19 protein-coding genes and 1 riboswitch are annotated in these 15798 nt (G+C 42.5%); of the genes, 14 read left to right on the top strand and 5 right to left on the bottom strand.

Annotated features, from left to right (window positions below; all coding sequences use genetic code 11):
- Positions 1–128: 128 nt before the first annotated feature.
- Complete coding sequence (locus FNZ24_RS02810; protein ID WP_153912906.1) at positions 129–1778, bottom strand: electron transfer flavoprotein-ubiquinone oxidoreductase; 1650 nt, start codon at positions 1776–1778, stop codon at positions 129–131.
- Between the two features lie 208 nt (positions 1779–1986).
- A riboswitch (molybdenum cofactor riboswitch) is annotated at positions 1987–2120 on the top strand.
- Between FNZ24_RS02810 and moaA the strand changes: the two genes are divergently transcribed.
- The 11 genes from moaA to FNZ24_RS02755 all read left to right on the top strand — a co-directional run bounded on the left by moaA (position 2108) and on the right by FNZ24_RS02755 (position 10488).
- The gene (moaA, locus tag FNZ24_RS02805) at positions 2108–3088 is read left to right on the top strand and encodes a GTP 3',8-cyclase MoaA (RefSeq protein WP_153912905.1); all 981 of its coding nucleotides are present in this window, start codon (positions 2108–2110) and stop codon (positions 3086–3088) included. It overlaps the preceding riboswitch by 13 nt.
- Before the next feature lie 75 nt (positions 3089–3163).
- A complete protein-coding gene (gene moaC / locus FNZ24_RS02800) occupies positions 3164–3646 on the top strand; it encodes a cyclic pyranopterin monophosphate synthase MoaC (protein ID WP_153912904.1) in 483 nt (160 codons plus the stop codon).
- A gap of 72 nt (positions 3647–3718) precedes the next feature.
- On the top strand, positions 3719–3967 hold the full coding sequence (gene moaD, locus FNZ24_RS02795) for a molybdopterin synthase sulfur carrier subunit (protein WP_102527601.1): 249 nt from the start codon (positions 3719–3721) through the stop codon (positions 3965–3967).
- A 3-nt stretch (positions 3968–3970) separates the two neighbouring features.
- Positions 3971–4456, top strand: a complete 486-nt coding sequence (moaE, locus tag FNZ24_RS02790) for a molybdopterin synthase catalytic subunit MoaE (RefSeq protein ID WP_153912903.1) — start codon at positions 3971–3973, stop codon at positions 4454–4456.
- A 16-nt stretch (positions 4457–4472) separates the two neighbouring features.
- Entirely contained in the window at positions 4473–5348 is an 876-nt protein-coding gene (gene modA, locus FNZ24_RS02785; protein WP_153912902.1) for a molybdate ABC transporter substrate-binding protein, read from the top strand.
- Positions 5349–5351: 3 nt separating this feature from the next.
- Entirely contained in the window at positions 5352–6032 is a 681-nt protein-coding gene (gene modB, locus FNZ24_RS02780) for a molybdate ABC transporter permease subunit (RefSeq protein ID WP_153912901.1), read from the top strand.
- Complete coding sequence (locus tag FNZ24_RS02775) at positions 6013–7119, top strand: ABC transporter ATP-binding protein (RefSeq protein ID WP_153912900.1); 1107 nt, start codon at positions 6013–6015, stop codon at positions 7117–7119. The genes modB and FNZ24_RS02775 overlap by 20 nt, the downstream gene beginning before the upstream one ends.
- A gap of 83 nt (positions 7120–7202) precedes the next feature.
- A complete protein-coding gene (locus tag FNZ24_RS02770) occupies positions 7203–7727 on the top strand; it encodes a PepSY domain-containing protein (RefSeq protein ID WP_153912899.1) in 525 nt (174 codons plus the stop codon).
- 57 nt (positions 7728–7784) lie between these two features.
- A complete protein-coding gene (locus FNZ24_RS02765) occupies positions 7785–8462 on the top strand; it encodes a response regulator transcription factor (protein ID WP_153912898.1) in 678 nt (225 codons plus the stop codon).
- A gap of 67 nt (positions 8463–8529) precedes the next feature.
- Positions 8530–9768 (top strand): sensor histidine kinase, encoded by a 1239-nt coding sequence (locus FNZ24_RS02760; RefSeq protein WP_416384809.1) that lies wholly within the window; start codon positions 8530–8532, stop codon positions 9766–9768.
- Positions 9769–9813: 45 nt separating this feature from the next.
- Entirely contained in the window at positions 9814–10488 is a 675-nt protein-coding gene (locus FNZ24_RS02755; RefSeq protein ID WP_153912896.1) for a TIGR01621 family pseudouridine synthase, read from the top strand.
- A gap of 9 nt (positions 10489–10497) precedes the next feature.
- On the opposite strand, the gene FNZ24_RS02750 is transcribed toward FNZ24_RS02755, so the two are convergent.
- Positions 10498–11682 carry a GGDEF domain-containing protein gene (locus FNZ24_RS02750; RefSeq protein WP_153912895.1) on the bottom strand — a complete coding sequence of 395 codons (1185 nt, stop codon included), beginning with the start codon at positions 11680–11682 and terminating at the stop codon, positions 10498–10500.
- Positions 11683–11827: 145 nt separating this feature from the next.
- On the opposite strand from FNZ24_RS02750, the gene FNZ24_RS02745 reads away from it, so the two are divergent.
- On the top strand, positions 11828–11995 hold the full coding sequence (locus FNZ24_RS02745) for a YqaE/Pmp3 family membrane protein (protein WP_102527610.1): 168 nt from the start codon (positions 11828–11830) through the stop codon (positions 11993–11995).
- Between the two features lie 196 nt (positions 11996–12191).
- The gene (locus FNZ24_RS02740; RefSeq protein ID WP_153912894.1) at positions 12192–12383 is read left to right on the top strand and encodes a DUF2986 domain-containing protein; all 192 of its coding nucleotides are present in this window, start codon (positions 12192–12194) and stop codon (positions 12381–12383) included.
- A gap of 89 nt (positions 12384–12472) precedes the next feature.
- On the opposite strand, the gene FNZ24_RS02735 is transcribed toward FNZ24_RS02740, so the two are convergent.
- The 3 genes from FNZ24_RS02735 to moeA all read right to left on the bottom strand — a co-directional run bounded on the left by FNZ24_RS02735 (position 12473) and on the right by moeA (position 15036).
- On the bottom strand, positions 12473–12766 hold the full coding sequence (locus FNZ24_RS02735) for a DUF333 domain-containing protein (RefSeq protein WP_153912893.1): 294 nt from the start codon (positions 12764–12766) through the stop codon (positions 12473–12475).
- A 208-nt stretch (positions 12767–12974) separates the two neighbouring features.
- Positions 12975–13769 (bottom strand): molybdopterin-synthase adenylyltransferase MoeB, encoded by a 795-nt coding sequence (gene moeB / locus FNZ24_RS02730; RefSeq protein ID WP_153912892.1) that lies wholly within the window; start codon positions 13767–13769, stop codon positions 12975–12977.
- 16 nt (positions 13770–13785) lie between these two features.
- A complete protein-coding gene (gene moeA, locus FNZ24_RS02725) occupies positions 13786–15036 on the bottom strand; it encodes a molybdopterin molybdotransferase MoeA (protein ID WP_153912891.1) in 1251 nt (416 codons plus the stop codon).
- A gap of 128 nt (positions 15037–15164) precedes the next feature.
- On the opposite strand from moeA, the gene FNZ24_RS02720 reads away from it, so the two are divergent.
- Positions 15165–15518 carry a GIY-YIG nuclease family protein gene (locus FNZ24_RS02720; protein WP_416384808.1) on the top strand — a complete coding sequence of 118 codons (354 nt, stop codon included), beginning with the start codon at positions 15165–15167 and terminating at the stop codon, positions 15516–15518.
- Positions 15519–15798: the final 280 nt, after the last annotated feature.

Genomic DNA, 15798 nt, shown 5'->3' with positions numbered 1-15798 from the left:
GTAATATCGGCAACTGCCAGAATAAATGAATGGATTTTATTTCATCTGAGGGGGATTATGCTTTTGTGATGTAATAGAAATAAAAACGCACCTAGATAGGTGCGTTATTGGTGTATTTAATGAGTAACTTACATATTCGGGTAGTTTGGTCCACCGCCGCCTTCAGGGGTAACCCAGGTGATATTCTGGCTTGGGTCTTTAATGTCACATGTCTTGCAGTGAATACAGTTTTGCGCGTTAATCACAAACTTATTCTCAGCGCCTTCTGCAACAACTTCATATACGCCAGCAGGGCAATAGCGTTGTGCTGGTTCATTGTATTTGATTAAGTTTACTGCAATAGGGATGGAGGTATCTTTAAGCTGCAGATGACACTTTTGATCTTCTTCATGGTATGTGTTTGATAGGTACACTGATGACAACTTATCAAAACTGAGCTTACCATCTGGCTTAGGGTATTCAATCGGGGTGAAATCTTTGGCTAAGCCCATGTCAGCATGATCAGGTGTTTCATCACGTAAGGTAATAGGGAATTTTCCACCGAACCAGTTTTGGTCGATGAAGTTAAATGCGCCACCTAAGTAAGTGCCAAACTTATGCAGAGCTGGGCCAAAATTACGTGATTGGAATAGCTCTTCATGAAGCCAGCTTTGTTCAATGCGTGATTGGAAACAATCGAGATCTTTACCCGCCTCAACGCCTGCCATTAAAGCTTCACCTAAGGTTTGCGCTGCCACAATACCACTCTTCATTGCGGTATGCGTGCCTTTGATTTTGGCAAAGTTTAATGTGCCAGCATCACAACCAATAAGCAGTCCACCAGGGAAACTCATTTTAGGGAGTGAATTTAATCCACCTTTAGCAATGGCGCGGGCACCATAAGTTAAGCGCTCACCACCGGTTAAGGTTTGGCTAATCACAGGGTGTTGCTTATAACGCTGGAATTCGTCAAATGGGCTGACATGAGGGTTTTTGTAATTCAGGTCAATAATCAAACCTACAGCGACTTGGTTATCTTCCATATGGTAAAGGAAGCCACCGCCAGATGTGCCTTGATTTAACGGCCAGCCACCAGTATGAACCACTTTACCTTCGTGGTGTTGCTCTGCTGGAATTTTCCAAATTTCTTTAAAGCCTAGGCCGTAATGCTGCGGCGTTTTGCCATTATCAAGATGATACTTAGCAATTAATTCTTTGCCTAAATGACCGCGACAACCTTCTGAGAAAACGGTGTATTTGGCATGTAATTCCATACCGGGCATGTAGCTGTCTTTTTCTTCGCCATTAGCGCCAACGCCCATATCGCCAATCAAAATGCCTTTAACGCTATTATCTTGATTAAATAACACTTCGCTTGCAGCAAATCCCGGGAAGATTTCTACACCTAAACCTTCAGCTTTTTCAGCTAACCAACGGGTTAAGTTACCTACACTAATGATGTAGTTACCTTCGTTGTGCATAGTTTTAGGCACTAAGCTGTTAGACATTAATTTAGATTTTGACTCTGAGCTGAGTAAATAAATCTCATCATGAGTCACTTTGGTATTGAGTGGGATATCGGAATCGCGCCAATCAGAGAACAATTCATCCAATACTTTAGGTTCAAAAACCGCACCAGATAATATGTGCGCTCCAACCTCAGAGCCTTTTTCAACCACACAGACAGTCATTTCTTTGTCTGCATCTTGTGATATTTGCATTAATCGACATGCAGTAGCGAGTCCGGCTGGTCCTGCACCGACTATTACTACATCGAATTCCATAGATTCGCGTTCCATCATCTCACCTTTGATCTTCGTTTCCCATTTTTGGCGGGTTTGTTGTTTTTATTGTTTTACTCACCTTACCTCAAAAATGACCTAGGTCACAGTAGCAACTGCGATTTTGAGCTCGTGAGCTAGCTCGCAATTCTTTACAGATTTTGTTCAAACTGGGACAAATTGTCATAAAAAGGTACTGATTCGAGTGATTTTAGGCCTATAATCAAGGTTGACGGTTCTCCGAGCTTTATATCCTACGTCCACAGATATGGGTATTTAGCCGTGGTAATAATGCCACCGGGGTGAGTAAAGAAATGCACTTACCTCCCACACTTGGAAAGGTTAACATGTCCCAACTACAAGACAGCTTTGGTCGAAGATTTCACTATCTGCGGATGTCAGTCACTGACGTTTGTAATTTCAAATGTACCTATTGCCTACCTGACGGTTATAGACCTGATGGCAAGCCTAAGTTTCTCACACTAAATGAAATAGAAAATTTAGTGGCGGCTTTTGGCGAAGTAGGTACCCAAAAAATCCGCATCACCGGTGGTGAGCCGACCCTTAGAAAAGATTTTACCGATATCATTCGTGTCGTTGCTGATAATGACAACATCAACACTGTTGCCACAACAACCAATGGTTATCGTCTCGAGAAACACGCCAAAGAATGGTATGACGCGGGTCTACGCCGGATTAATGTTTCGGTTGATAGTTTAGACCCTAAAATGTTTTACCAAATCACTGGCGAGAATAAGTTTGATCAAGTAATGCGTGGTATTGACGCAGCGCTTGAGGCAGGTTTTGAGCGAATTAAAATCAATGCAGTACTGCTTAAAGGCTTAAATGACAAAGATTTGCCACGTTTTTTACATTGGATCAAAAGCACACCGATAGATTTGCGCTTTATTGAGTTAATGGAAACAGGCCTAGGTCATGATTACTTTAATGCCCATCACTTAGCTGGCCTTGATATCAAGCTAAAACTTGAGTCAGAGGGTTGGTTATATGACTTACCGAGTGTTGATGACGGTCCTGCTCAAAACTTCAGTCACCCAGATTATCAGGGGCGCATCGGCTTGATTATGCCGTACGCCAAAAACTTCTGTGCCAGCTGTAATCGCTTACGAGTGTCTGCAAAAGGTAAATTACATTTATGTTTGTTTACCGAAAATGGCCTTGATTTGCGTGATTTATTGCAACATGAATCTCAACGTGCAGAGCTTATTGAACGTTTACACAGTCAATTAGCACAGAAAGAAGAAACGCATTATTTACATCAAGGGATAACCGGTGTGACGAAGCATTTAGCCTCTATTGGTGGTTAGCACCTCAGTGCGCTTTAGTCGCGATTTACCACACTAGCCCCAGACTGATATTAAGACTTAAGAAGGCAAGTTAGCATGAGCAATTGTTTTACCCATATCAATGCCGATGGCAACGCCCACATGGTCGATGTGACTGAAAAAAATGTCACAGAGCGTGAAGCCCGTGCGGAAGCATTTATTGAAATGGCGCCTAGTACGCTTGAGATGATCATGAGTGGCAGCCACCACAAAGGTGATGTATTTGCTACAGCACGTATTGCAGGTATCCAGGCAGCTAAAAAGACCTCAGATTTAATTCCTTTATGTCATCCATTAATGTTGACCAAAGTAGAAGTTGACCTTGAAGCTCAGCCTGAGCTTAATCGTGTTCGTATCACGAGTTTATGTAAACTTTCTGGTAAAACAGGTGTGGAAATGGAAGCATTAACTGCAGCTTCAACCGCGGCGTTAACCATTTACGACATGTGTAAAGCCGTTCAAAAAGACATGATTATTTCCCACGTTCGCTTACTTGAAAAGCGTGGCGGTAAATCAGGTCATTTCCAAGCAGAAGATTAATTTTTGCTGGTATTTGAGCGCAACCAAGAGTTCAACGTTAATTGAAAGACCAACTCAATACGAGACATCGACATGATCCAAGTTCTATTTTTTGCACAAGTTAGAGAGTTACTCGGCACCGCTAAAGTTGAAGTTGCAGCAGAGGGTATTACCAATACTGAGCAACTGCGTGAAGCATTAGCCGCTAAAGATGATAAATGGGCTAAAGTATTGTCGTCAGACAAATTGCTGGTAGCCGTGAATCAAACGATGAGTGCATGGGATGCGGCTGTTGTTGATGGCGATGAAGTTGCCTTTTTCCCACCAGTAACAGGTGGCTAAATTATGACGGCAACGGCTAATAACAACCCAAGACAAGTGGTACGTGTTCAAACTGCTGATTTCAGTGTTGCTGATGAATATGCGGCCATAGCCAATGATAATAGCGACGGCGCAGTGGTGACCTTTGCTGGTAAAGTCCGCGACTTCAATGATGGTAGTGCAGTCACTGATTTAACCCTAGAACATTACCCAGGTATGACCGAAGCTGTGCTAGTGCAATTAGCTGAACAAGCATATGAGCGCTGGCCATTAAATTACGTCACCATCATTCACCGTGTGGGTCGTATGGAGTTGGGTGAGCAAATCGTATTTATCGGCGTTACTAGCATGCATCGCAAAGCAGCATTTGCAGCTTGTGAATTCTTAATCGACTTCTTAAAAACCAAAGCGCCATTTTGGAAACTAGAAGCGGGTGAAGAAGGCAATAATTGGGTCGAAGCACGTGATTCAGATGAGCAGGCTGCGTCAATGTGGAACGAAACCAAATAGCAAAGGATGCTTACCAATGACAGCTAGTCGTCGAGTTGCATTAAAGATTCGAAGTATTTTACTTGTGAGTTTGTTAGGACTTTATTCTTTGTTTTCGTTTTCTGCATTTGCGGCTAAACCGCCAGCCATTGCAGCTGCAGCTAATGTTAAGTTTGCCTTAGATGAAATTGTGGCAAACTTTAGTGCAGAAACTGGCTTGAAATTGCGGGTATCTTACGGCTCTTCAGGAAATTTTGTTGCACAAATTCAGCATGGTGCTCCATTTGAAATGTTGCTTAGCGCTGATGAGTTTTATGTGCAGCAGTTACACAAGGCGGGTAAAACGGATTCTGATGGTGATATCTACGCCATTGGCAAGCTTGCCATTGTCGCTCCTAACAACTCTTCACTTAAACTTGATCCCCAATTAACAGGCCTAGCTGAAGCCGTCTCTGAAGGTGAAATTAAGCGATTTGTTATTGCCAACCCAGCTCATGCACCATATGGCGAACGTGCTCAAGCGCTACTGGAGCACAAAGAGCTATGGTCTGAGTTACTGCCAACTATCATCATGGGCGAGAATGTATCTCAAGCCGCTCAATTTGCTTTAAGTGGTTCAGCACAAGGTGGCATCGTGGCATTGTCGTTAGCTTCGGCGCCGCAATTTACCAAGATGGGACGTTATGTTGAAATCCCGCAATCTTTATATCAGCCGATCAATCAACGCATGGTTATGACGCCTAAAGCTGGCGATACAACCAAACAGTTTTATCGGTACATGCAAACCAGTGCTGCGCAGCAAGTACTGAAGAGTTATGGCTTCGGTTTTCCGACCAACGCCGATGATAAACACCATTTACATCAACCTAAACTCAGCACTCCAAGACCAAGACAACAAGTGGCGGAGCAGTAACGTATGGATTGGCAGTCACTGTGGCTTTCCGCCAAATTAAGTACCGTTACAGTGTTAATCTTGATCCCTATGGCTATTTTTGCGGGCCGTTTTCTGGCCTATAAACAATTTCGCGGTAAATCATGGGTTGAAGCACTCATTATGGTGCCATTGGTGCTGCCACCTACTGTGATTGGCTATTACTTGCTGGTGGGCTTAGGTAGCCAAAGTTTGATTGGCCAATGGGTTGAGCAATTTACTGGTACTCAGTTAGTGTTTAATTTTTCTGGCTTAGTGATCGCGTCCATCTTGGTCAATATTCCTTTTGCGGTGCAGCCTATCCAACGGGCATTTGAAACCATTCCCCATGATATTCCAGATGCGGCAGCGTGTTGCGGTATGAGTTGGTGGCGGATTTTTTTAAAAATTGAACTTCCAATGATTTGGCCGGGGATCCTTACGGCAGTGGTATTGTGTTTTTCTCACGTATTGGGTGAGTTTGGCGTGGTATTAATGCTCGGTGGCAATATTGCGGGTGAAACCAAAACTATCTCCATTGCCATTTATGACAGTGTACAAGCCTTCGACTTTGAAGCGGCTGGCACTATGTCGCTGGTGTTGTTGGTATTCGCTGTGAGTGTACTCGCCATTACGACCAGTTTGTCGAAGCGTTTAGGGGGGCAACATGCCAACCAACAACGCTGATTTACATTGCGAAATCTCACAACAGTCGCCAATCCCTTTAACAGCTAAATTTAGTTGTAAAGCAGGGGAAGTATTGGCAGTCGTTGGACCATCAGGTGGCGGTAAAACAACATTGCTGCGGATGATTGCTGGATTAAGCTCATCTGAGCAAGGCCAGATAGAATGCGGCGGTAAGACATGGTTTGACGATGAGCAAAATATTCATTTGTCACCACAGCAACGTCATATTGGCTATGTGCCGCAACATTTTGGGCTATTTCCCCATCTCACGGCGCTAGAAAATGTCATTTCAGGCTTAGACCATATTCCTAAGAGCGAACGTAAAGCAAGAGCCTTAGACTGGCTTGAGCGAGTTAATTTACATGGGCTTCCTGCTAGATTGCCTGCACAGTTATCTGGCGGTCAGCGTCAGCGTGTGGCCTTAGCGAGGGCATTAGCACGTGAGCCTTCAGTGTTATTGCTTGATGAACCCTTTTCGGCGGTTGATAGAGAAACTAGAGAGCGCTTATACATTGAGCTTGCCCGATTAAAGTCGCAACTCTCTATTCCTGTTGTCATGGTGACCCATGATATGAATGAAGCCTTGTTACTTGCTGACAAAATGATTTTAATCAGCCAAGGCAAAATGCTGCAACAAGGTGAGCCTTTTGAGGTGTTATCTCACCCACGCAATGAAACTGTCGCTAGACAAATGGGGCTGAGAAACATCTTTAATGCTGAGGTGAGCGGCCGAGATGCTGATGCTAATATCACCTGGCTTAAAATGGGTGAGCAAATTATTGCTAGCGACAGTGCGCCAGAGTTAGTGGTGGGGCAGCAAGTGCGCTGGGTTATTCCTAACCAAGGTATCCGTTTCAATGCCATTACCAGTGGGCGATTATGTCGTAGTATTAATAAACTCGATATTGTCATTGAGTCTATGCTTATCATGGGTGAGTCAGTGCGAGTAAAAGCCAGAATGGCTGATGTTGATGAGGTGTTCAATATGGATATACCTTCACACTTAGCTGAAAAACTCTCATTAAAGTCTGGGCTTGAGACTACGATTGCGCTTAAATCTGAACAAGTTCATATTCTAGAATCATGATCAATTATTAATCTTACAATGCTTGGGTCTTTTGCTGGGCTTAGGTAAAGTAGCACTATTCAAATACTCATCTTGAGGCTTTCATGTTCCGTATCGTTCTGTCGTTGTTAGTCGTATTCCCATCAATGGTTATGGCAACCCCGAGTATGCATACATTGCTTTCGGAGGGAGAATACGTACAACCGCTTATCGTGATTGAACAAGTTGAAGCAGAATACAGCGGTATTGTTTCATCGTTTGATATGGATGTTGAAAACGGTCAACTAATTTATGAAATTGACCTGTTAAATCTTGATGATAGTGAAGTCACCGAATTCTCATTTGACGCCTCTGATGGCAGCTTAGTCACTAAAAAGTTATCTGTATTTGAAGCTGATGATTTGGATCAAGTCAAAGCTGCTCAAGTCTTAGTAAAAAAAGAAATGACCTTTACTGAACTCGTCAGAATGGCGCAACAAGACCAAACAGGATATTTAATCGAAGCTGAGTTAGACCATGACTTAGCGATCAGTTATCTAGAGTTAAAATTACTCAATGTTTCTAGCAAGCATACGATTGCTTTTGATATTGAAGAATTACGTCCGTTACCATTATTACAATGGGATTAGCTTTAGCGGGCTATAAGTATCTTTGCAGTGAAGGCTGTAGCATTAAGGAATAGCACTATGCGAGTATTAATCGTTGAAGATGACGCAACTACTTTACAATACGTTGCCGAAGGTTTTACCGCGCAGCAATATCAAGTTGATACTGCGACTAATGGCCATGATGGCCTGCACCAAGCCAAGCATAATCAATACGACATTATTATTTTAGACCGCATGTTACCGCAGTTAGACGGACTGACTTTGCTGACTGCATTGAGAAATAATGGCAACCAAACCCCTGTATTAATTCTATCGGCACTTAGCCACGTTGATGAGCGTGTGAAAGGCTTACGTGCGGGCGGCGATGACTACATGACTAAGCCTTTTGCCTTTGCTGAATTGCAAGTGCGCGCTGAAAAGCTTATTCAACGTAATGCACCTTCTGCGGCGAATACCGATTTGGAAGTGGGCAATTTAAGAATGGAATTGCTGACACGTAAAGTGACTTTAGATGAGCATGAGTTATTGCTGCAACCTAAAGAGTTTCAGTTACTGAAATACTTAATGGAACACCCTAATCAAGTGATAAGCCGTACTTTGTTATTTGAAGCAGTATGGGATTACCACTTTGATCCTCGCACTAACGTGATTGATGTGCATATCGCTAAGTTACGTCGCAAATTTGAAGAGCTAGGCCATCCAGAAATCATCGAAACTGTTCGAGGGGCTGGATATCGCCTTTGCAAAGGGAATTAAACCCTACCAAAGTAGTGCTTGGCGGATAACGCTGATCTTCTCAACCTTGGTGACCTTGTTGATCGTGATGTTGGTATTTGGTTTATACCGCCAACTCGTCATTGAACAAGAGAATCAGGTTGAGCAACATCTTGCGACTGAAATGCAACGCTATCAACAGCTTGCATTAACCGTTGACCGACGTAGTTTCGCGGCGCAAATTCGAGCAGCAGATCCTAAAACAGCCCTTATCGCATGGCGTAACAGTGTCGATATGGTGGGCGCACTCAGTTTTGTGCCTGACAATATGCCTGTGTTGCCGAAAACTCGAGACTTCCCTATCTTAACCGGTGGTCCCGATAAGCTTCATATTCTTACTGGTGGCATCGTAATGACGCATTATGGGCCGGTATTGATAGCCACTCGAACCGATAACTTAGCGGCGCTAATTGATAAATTCATTAATGCCGCCTTTTGGGCTGTGGCGTTCACGCTTGGCATCACTTTAGCTGTCGGATTCATATTTTCTAAAGCGATTTTAAGACGGTTAGTCCAGTACAATTTATTGTGTGAAAAGATTGAGCAAGGCGAGTACAACACGCGTTTGCCTGTCAGCCATAATGAAGATGAATTTGATATGTTGGCTGGGCAGTTCAATCGGGTGCTTGATACCTTAGAGCACAATTTGATGTCTGTTCGCGGGGTGACTGACAATATTGCCCACGATTTAAGAACTCCGTTGTCGCATTTGCGCATAGGTATCGAACAATTACCCAATAAAGCCACCGAACAAGTTCCTGAGCAGACTGCAATGCTGCTGGAAGAGTTAGATCATTGTCTAGCAACTTTTGATGCCATGTTATCTTTAACGCGCATCGAAGAAGGTCAGCAAACATTAGATAAGCAACCTGTGAGTTTGCAGCTTTTGTGTGAAGACTTATTTGAGATGGCAGAAGTGGTCGCTGAATCAAAACAGCAAAGTTTAACCTTAACCGTTGAGAAAGACGTGACCATATCTGGGGATAAATACCTATTATTCCAAGCCTTGTTTAACTTGGTGGATAATGCGATTAAATATGCGCCTGAAGATGCGACAATTCAAATTGTGCAATCAGGCAAAACGATCCAAATAATTGATAATGGTCCAGGCATCAGCGATGAAGATAAGGAAAGGGTATTTGATCGTTTAGTGCGCCTCGATCCAAGTCGTCACCATAAAGGGACAGGGCTTGGCTTATCAATGGTTAAAGCGATTTTATCTCGCCACCAGGCTAAAATTGAGCTCATTGACAATCACCCAGGCTTAATTGTTGATATTCAATTCTAGCCCTAGTTGCTAAAATCAGTCAGTGACTTAACTAGAATCGAGTATATGTACCAACTAATAGAACAGCACCCAGACTTCATCGTTATCAATAAGTCTCCCAAAGTGCATTTCCATAGCCAAGACGGCAGTGCTGGTGTGGTTGCACAGGCTGAAGCAGATTTAGGGATTAAGCTGTATGCTGTTCATCGCCTCGATACACCCACTTCTGGGTTACTTATTCTAGCTAAATCTCCTCAAGCGGCAGCTGAATTCACTGCATTGTTTAGTGAACATAAAATACAGAAATTTTATTTGGCTATTGCTAAAGGTAAGCCCAAAAAGAAACAGGGTTGGGTAATCGGTGATATGGCTAAATCACGTCGTAGTATGTATAAGTTACTGCGAACTAAGACTAACCCGGCCATTACTCAGTTCTTTTCCCAGTCTATCGATGATGGTGAACGGTTATATTTACTTAAGCCATTAAGTGGTAAAACCCATCAATTGCGTGTTGCGCTAAACAGTATCGGCGTGCCAATTTTAGGTGATGAGCTTTATGGTGGAGAGGTTGCTGATAGATGTTACTTACATGCCATGATGCTGGACTTTGAATATCAAGGGCAACATTACCAATTTAAACAACTTCCAGAAATTGGTAGCGCATTTATCAATCCGTTAGTTGGGCAGCTGTTACACGATGACTGGCAAAACCCTGTAGAGCTTAGATGGCCGCAGGCGTAATGTTTAGTTTTATTCGGGTTGTGCAGTTTTAGCAATCTTAATGCAGTTACGTCCACTTGCTTTAGCTTCATACATGGCTTTATCAGCTAAATGAAGTAAAGCCTCCACAGGTAAACCTTCTTTAATAGTGGCGCAACCAATACTGGCCTCAATGGCAATAGGGTTACCTTGCCATTCGAAGCTCACTTCAGATAAGATTTGTTGTAGTTTTTCAGCAACGCAAAGTACTTTTTTCTCCGTCGTTAGCGGCAGTATTAATACAAACTCTTCTCCGCCATAACGGCACAAGTAATCTATTTTTCGGGTTACGCTATTAAGTTGTTTCGCGGCGACTTTTAGCACTTCATCGCCAGCAGTATGACCATAAGAATCATTGATTTGTTTAAAGTGGTCTAAGTCAATCAGTATCACACTGTAACTGACCTTATCTCTTAGCCAACGCGCATGCTCTAAAGCTAATTTACTTTGAAGGGCGTTACGGTTCCAAAGCCCTGTAAGGGAATCCTTGTTTGCCAAGGTCATAATTTTTACCACAAGGCGATTGATGGTGTTGCCAATAATGAGAATGTTCACTAATAGAATTAATACAATGTAGACCCATAAAATCGGCAAAGATTCTTCGGTATGAAAGGCGGCATAAGTGGCCACTTTCTCAGGGAACAGCAAAAGTATGAACGCTCTTACCAAAAACATCATCCCGATGAGTACTATAGGGATCACCAACCAATAAGTGGCGTAGGCGGTAAAGTTTGCTTTGAAAGCAATATAATGATCTTTAGCCAGCATGAAGAAACAAACTGCAGCAGCGAGCGATAAAATTATCATTAAGTATGCCGCATTCGCCGTGTGAGGCTTTGCCAGTAACATTAAGCTGATTGAGATACTAATAACTGCAATATCAAAACGATGACTGGATTTTAAATGATAAAGACGCTGAGCTCCCCAGCGTAAAAAGCAAAAACCGACTAGAATTATGTTGTCAGCAACTAGCCAATGCAGGTAACTTGGTTCTTGAGTACGTTGGGTGTAGAGCAGCATGCCTAACAAAACGCAGAAATTAGCAAGCGCAAAGCGCCAGCTAGCACTGGGTGCTACCCGCATAGGAACGACCATTACAGTCCAAGCGATTGTTCCTGCTAAGCACAAGATACAAATCACTTGAATTAAAATGAGACTACTGCTGTTTTCTATCATTAAACCTGCATTAAATGATTAAAAATTCAGGATAAGTTGATTGTGTCTAACATCATAATAATATTTGATCTGTTTCACAAATTGTTGCATTCGTAGCGCGGTTTGATTGATTAATTTTTTAAAGTTAAAAGGAAAATAAACAATTATGGATACAAATAAACTACTACTTATTGTCATCGCAATTTTACTACCACCAGTTGCTGTGTTTTTGAAAAAAGGCATGGGAAAAGACTTATTGATCAATATTATTTTGTGTTTACTCTTCTTTGTACCGGGCTTAATCCATGCGATTTGGGTGGTGATTCAAGACTAGTTGTTAGCTAGTAAGGAATTAGCTGCAAATACAACACTTCCACAGTTTATGTCTGAGTAAGATGATAAATACCGATTCTGATGTCATTTGGAATTGGTATTTTTATGTCTAGGCTTGTAGAATCGCACTCCGATTATTGTTGCTTAAATGGTCATGAGCAAAGTAGCGACATCAATGAGTAAAAGGTGAAATTATCATGAATAGACGTAAAAAGATTAACCAAACACTCAAAGGTAAAGCAAAGAAAGCCAATGCAAAAAAGGCGGGCAGCAATAAGCCTAAATACGTTTCTAAAGCGGAACGGGCATTAGAGAACCAAGCAGTAACAAGCGATGCCAATCAAAATCAACCGATTGAAACCGTTGTTACCGGCGAGCAAGCAGATTAATTGACGTGTCTAGTTCATTTTTTACAGAATTTTTTAACAGAAACATTGCTATAAAATGAGTCTAACAGAGTCGTTGTACAGTTATTTCATTAGCTTTTTTGATGGTCACGCCTAAACAGCTCCCATTCTTCGATGACTTCCCCATCAGCCAATGTACAAAGCGATACATCCCCATTGATATGCTCAACAGTCTCTCGTGTTCCGCCTTTTTCTATACAGTAATCAGCCGCTGGATTGGTCATATTGAGCTGTTTAACGTCATCACCTGAACAAGCTGTGAGGGTGCTCAGAAGGATGCAGCAGAAAAATACCTTACTGAATTTTACTAACTGGCTTTTATTACTGTAGATGGCGTTACTGGCTATAGTCGATTGAGCAAACATAGTGAATTCCTATTACAGGGTTCCGTTAACAATAACTATGAAAGAGCTTTATAAAAGAGTGCTGATAATTCAGCAGTTTTTCTTTTATCAACTATAGCCAATAATGAAGGTTTTGGTAAAAATAGCTTATCGATAAGTCAGTTTGGTTGAAACAGACTTAAGTCATAGCGCTTGGCTATGGCTCTTAGAAATAGCTCTTACCAATAGCTCACGCCTCGTTCGAGCAAACAGCACAGTTGGCTTGCTTGGGAAGTTTCATTTCACGAAACTCCATCGTCATGGCATCAATCATCAGGATGCGTCCATTCAGACCTTGTCCCATACCGCTAATGGCTTTAATGGCTTCAGTTGCTTGAATACAACCCACTAAGCCCACAACAGGCGCTAGAATCCCTGATTCGACACAGGTGAGTTGCTGCTCGCCAAATAAGCTGCTGTAGCAATGATAACAAGGTGAAGATGCTTGATAATCAAAGACTGTTACAGTGCCTTCCATACGAATAGCCGCAGCTGAGATAAAGCTGACCTTATGTTTAAAGCAGCTTTTATTAAGTTGCTCTCTGACTTGCACATTGTCAGTACAGTCTAGTACTAACATGTGCTCAGAAACCAACTGTTCAATACGTGCTTCATCAAGGAATTCGTTGATGGTATTGATGGTTATCAGCGGATTTAGTTGCGCTAACGTCTGTTTAGCTGAATCAACCTTAGCTTGGCCGATGTTTTCATCATGATGTAGAACTTGGCGTTGTAAGTTCGACAGTTCTACCGTGTCAAAATCAACAATGGTCATTGCACCTACACCGGCAACGGCTAAGTATTGAGTCACAGTACAACCTAAACCGCCAGCACCGATAACCAATACCTTAGCTTGCTTGAGTTTTTCTTGGCCTTCGATATCCATTGCTTTAATGGAGATTTGACGGCTATAACGCAGCATTTCGTTATCAGATAGAATCTCGCCATCATCAGCTTCAAGCGCATTTGGGGTTAAATCACTCATGATACTTCCTCAGCCTTTAACACAATACGCTGTTGAACGGTTCAACATTAACTGTAGTGCCAGATGCAACGTCGCCTTGTTCTTGATCTAAGTTAATAAAGCAATTGGCTAAGCTCATTGAGGTCAACATCCCCGAACCTTGACCGCCAGTGGTGGCGACGACCAATTCCCCAGCTTCATTACGGCTCAAAATACCGCGTTGGTATTCGGCGCGACCAGGCTGTTTACGAATTGGGCTAGATAGAGTGGCTTTAACAATGAGTGGCTCTTTAACGGTTAATCCCTGCATCTTATTGATGATCGGCCAAACCAGCTTGTAGAAGGTCACCATTGAAGATACTGGGTTACCAGGTAAGCCACAAAATACTGCTTTGCCTAATTTACCAAAAGCAAAAGGTTTACCAGGTTTAATCGCTAGACGCCAAAAGGTGATTTCACCTTCTTCAGATAAAATTTGTTTAGTGTAATCGGCATCACCCACAGAAACGCCACCAGAGGTCAGCACCATATCCGCTTTGTCCGCTGCTTCTTTAAATGCACCGCGAATGGCTTCTTTATCATCTTGGATAACGCCTAAGTCAATCCATTCAACATTGGCTTGGGTCAGTAGCCCTTTGATTGAGTAGCGGTTTGAATCGTAAATTTGTCCAGGGGCAAGGTCGCTTCCAACAGGGCGTAACTCGTCACCTGTTGAGAAGAAAGCCACTTTAAGGCGTGACTTAACACGTACTTGGCTAATACCGATAGTGGCTAAAACGCCCATTTCGGCAGCGCGAATTTGGGTGCCACTTTTTAAAACACTAGTGCCTGCGACAAGCTCTTCACCGCGGTAGCGAATACTATTGCCTTTGGCTTTAGGGTGTTCAATGGTGATGTTATTTCCATCTGCAGTGGTTTTTTCCTGCATTTGAACTGTATCGTAACCTTCTGGAACAGGGGCACCTGTCATAATACGAATACAAGTATTTGCAGGAATTTTGCCTTGATACGGGTGTCCAGCAAATGAAGTACCGACTAAGGTCAATGTTGTAGCCTTGTCACCAGTCAGTTCATCAAACTTAAATGCATAGCCGTCCATTGATGAATTATCAAATGGCGGTAGATCAATACAAGATGCCAAATCTTCAGAAAGAATGCGGCCAACAGCTTCATTTAAGCCGACCATTTCACTGTTTTCGGTAACACTGACTTGATCCAATAGCGCTTTAATTGCATCTGCAGGCGCCATTAAGCCAGGTTGTGCACAGGCATCAGATTTTGTTGACATCGTTGCTCCTCACATGACATTGCCATGTTGTGGTTCATCTAAGATTGACTTAGATAATAAGATTCATTTTTGATACCGCATTATGCCATGATAGCGACAGATAACTATGATCAGACCGAAGGTTTTTTATATCTATGACTAGTAAAAGTGACGATGTGAGCGAGAAATCCAGTAAGTCATCACCTAAAAATGTCGATTGGTTTCTTTACATGATCAAGTGCCATAACGGACATATCTATACAGGGATTACTACTGACGTTAAAAGGCGCTTTACAGAGCATCAAGCTGGTGGTGCTAAAGGGGCAAAGTACCTCAAAGGCAAAGGCCCATTGACCTTGGTTTACCAAGAAAGTGTTGCAGACAGAAGTTTAGCGTCAAAACGAGAAGTCGCGGTGAAAAAACTATCTAGAGTGAAGAAGCTGGCATTAATTGCTTCTTATCAGGATGATAAGCATGACCAATATGACGAGTATCACCTTTAGTTTCTCTGATAAAGAGCCTCTAATATAGCACCTCTAATATAGTGCCTTTGAAGCTTATGTCATGCTTAAGTTAAGGCATTAAGTTAACCTGAATAAAAAGCCACTCAATACCCATGTTACCTCAAGGTGCTTTGTCAGGCACAAGCTCGGATAACAATGCAAGGCGTAAGCTGAGGTATAAGCATAGAGTGGCTTTACGATTGAGAACTTGGCTACTGAAACTGAACCCAGCACCAGCACCAGCACCAGCACCTGAACTCGGGATAACAAAATGAATCTT

Origin of the sequence: Shewanella sp. TC10 (assembly GCF_009663145.1) — a bacterium.
In the GTDB taxonomy this organism is placed as follows: domain Bacteria; phylum Pseudomonadota; class Gammaproteobacteria; order Enterobacterales; family Shewanellaceae; genus Shewanella.
The sequence above is the reverse complement of the archived record's forward strand: the minus strand, read 5'-3'. Positions and strand labels throughout refer to the sequence as shown.

Coding starts and splice junctions, on each gene's coding strand:
- FNZ24_RS02810 (WP_153912906.1), bottom strand. CDS start 1,778: ATGGAACGCGAATCTATGGAATTCGATGTAGTAATAGTCGGTGCAGGA.
- moaA (WP_153912905.1), top strand. CDS start 2,108: ATGTCCCAACTACAAGACAGCTTTGGTCGAAGATTTCACTATCTGCGG.
- moaC (WP_153912904.1), top strand. CDS start 3,164: ATGAGCAATTGTTTTACCCATATCAATGCCGATGGCAACGCCCACATG.
- moaD (WP_102527601.1), top strand. CDS start 3,719: ATGATCCAAGTTCTATTTTTTGCACAAGTTAGAGAGTTACTCGGCACC.
- moaE (WP_153912903.1), top strand. CDS start 3,971: ATGACGGCAACGGCTAATAACAACCCAAGACAAGTGGTACGTGTTCAA.
- modA (WP_153912902.1), top strand. CDS start 4,473: ATGACAGCTAGTCGTCGAGTTGCATTAAAGATTCGAAGTATTTTACTT.
- modB (WP_153912901.1), top strand. CDS start 5,352: ATGGATTGGCAGTCACTGTGGCTTTCCGCCAAATTAAGTACCGTTACA.
- FNZ24_RS02775 (WP_153912900.1), top strand. CDS start 6,013: ATGCCAACCAACAACGCTGATTTACATTGCGAAATCTCACAACAGTCG.
- FNZ24_RS02770 (WP_153912899.1), top strand. CDS start 7,203: ATGTTCCGTATCGTTCTGTCGTTGTTAGTCGTATTCCCATCAATGGTT.
- FNZ24_RS02765 (WP_153912898.1), top strand. CDS start 7,785: ATGCGAGTATTAATCGTTGAAGATGACGCAACTACTTTACAATACGTT.
- FNZ24_RS02760 (WP_416384809.1), top strand. CDS start 8,530: ATGTTGGTATTTGGTTTATACCGCCAACTCGTCATTGAACAAGAGAAT.
- FNZ24_RS02755 (WP_153912896.1), top strand. CDS start 9,814: ATGTACCAACTAATAGAACAGCACCCAGACTTCATCGTTATCAATAAG.
- FNZ24_RS02750 (WP_153912895.1), bottom strand. CDS start 11,682: ATGATAGAAAACAGCAGTAGTCTCATTTTAATTCAAGTGATTTGTATC.
- FNZ24_RS02745 (WP_102527610.1), top strand. CDS start 11,828: ATGGATACAAATAAACTACTACTTATTGTCATCGCAATTTTACTACCA.
- FNZ24_RS02740 (WP_153912894.1), top strand. CDS start 12,192: ATGAATAGACGTAAAAAGATTAACCAAACACTCAAAGGTAAAGCAAAG.
- FNZ24_RS02735 (WP_153912893.1), bottom strand. CDS start 12,766: ATGTTTGCTCAATCGACTATAGCCAGTAACGCCATCTACAGTAATAAA.
- moeB (WP_153912892.1), bottom strand. CDS start 13,769: ATGAGTGATTTAACCCCAAATGCGCTTGAAGCTGATGATGGCGAGATT.
- moeA (WP_153912891.1), bottom strand. CDS start 15,036: ATGTCAACAAAATCTGATGCCTGTGCACAACCTGGCTTAATGGCGCCT.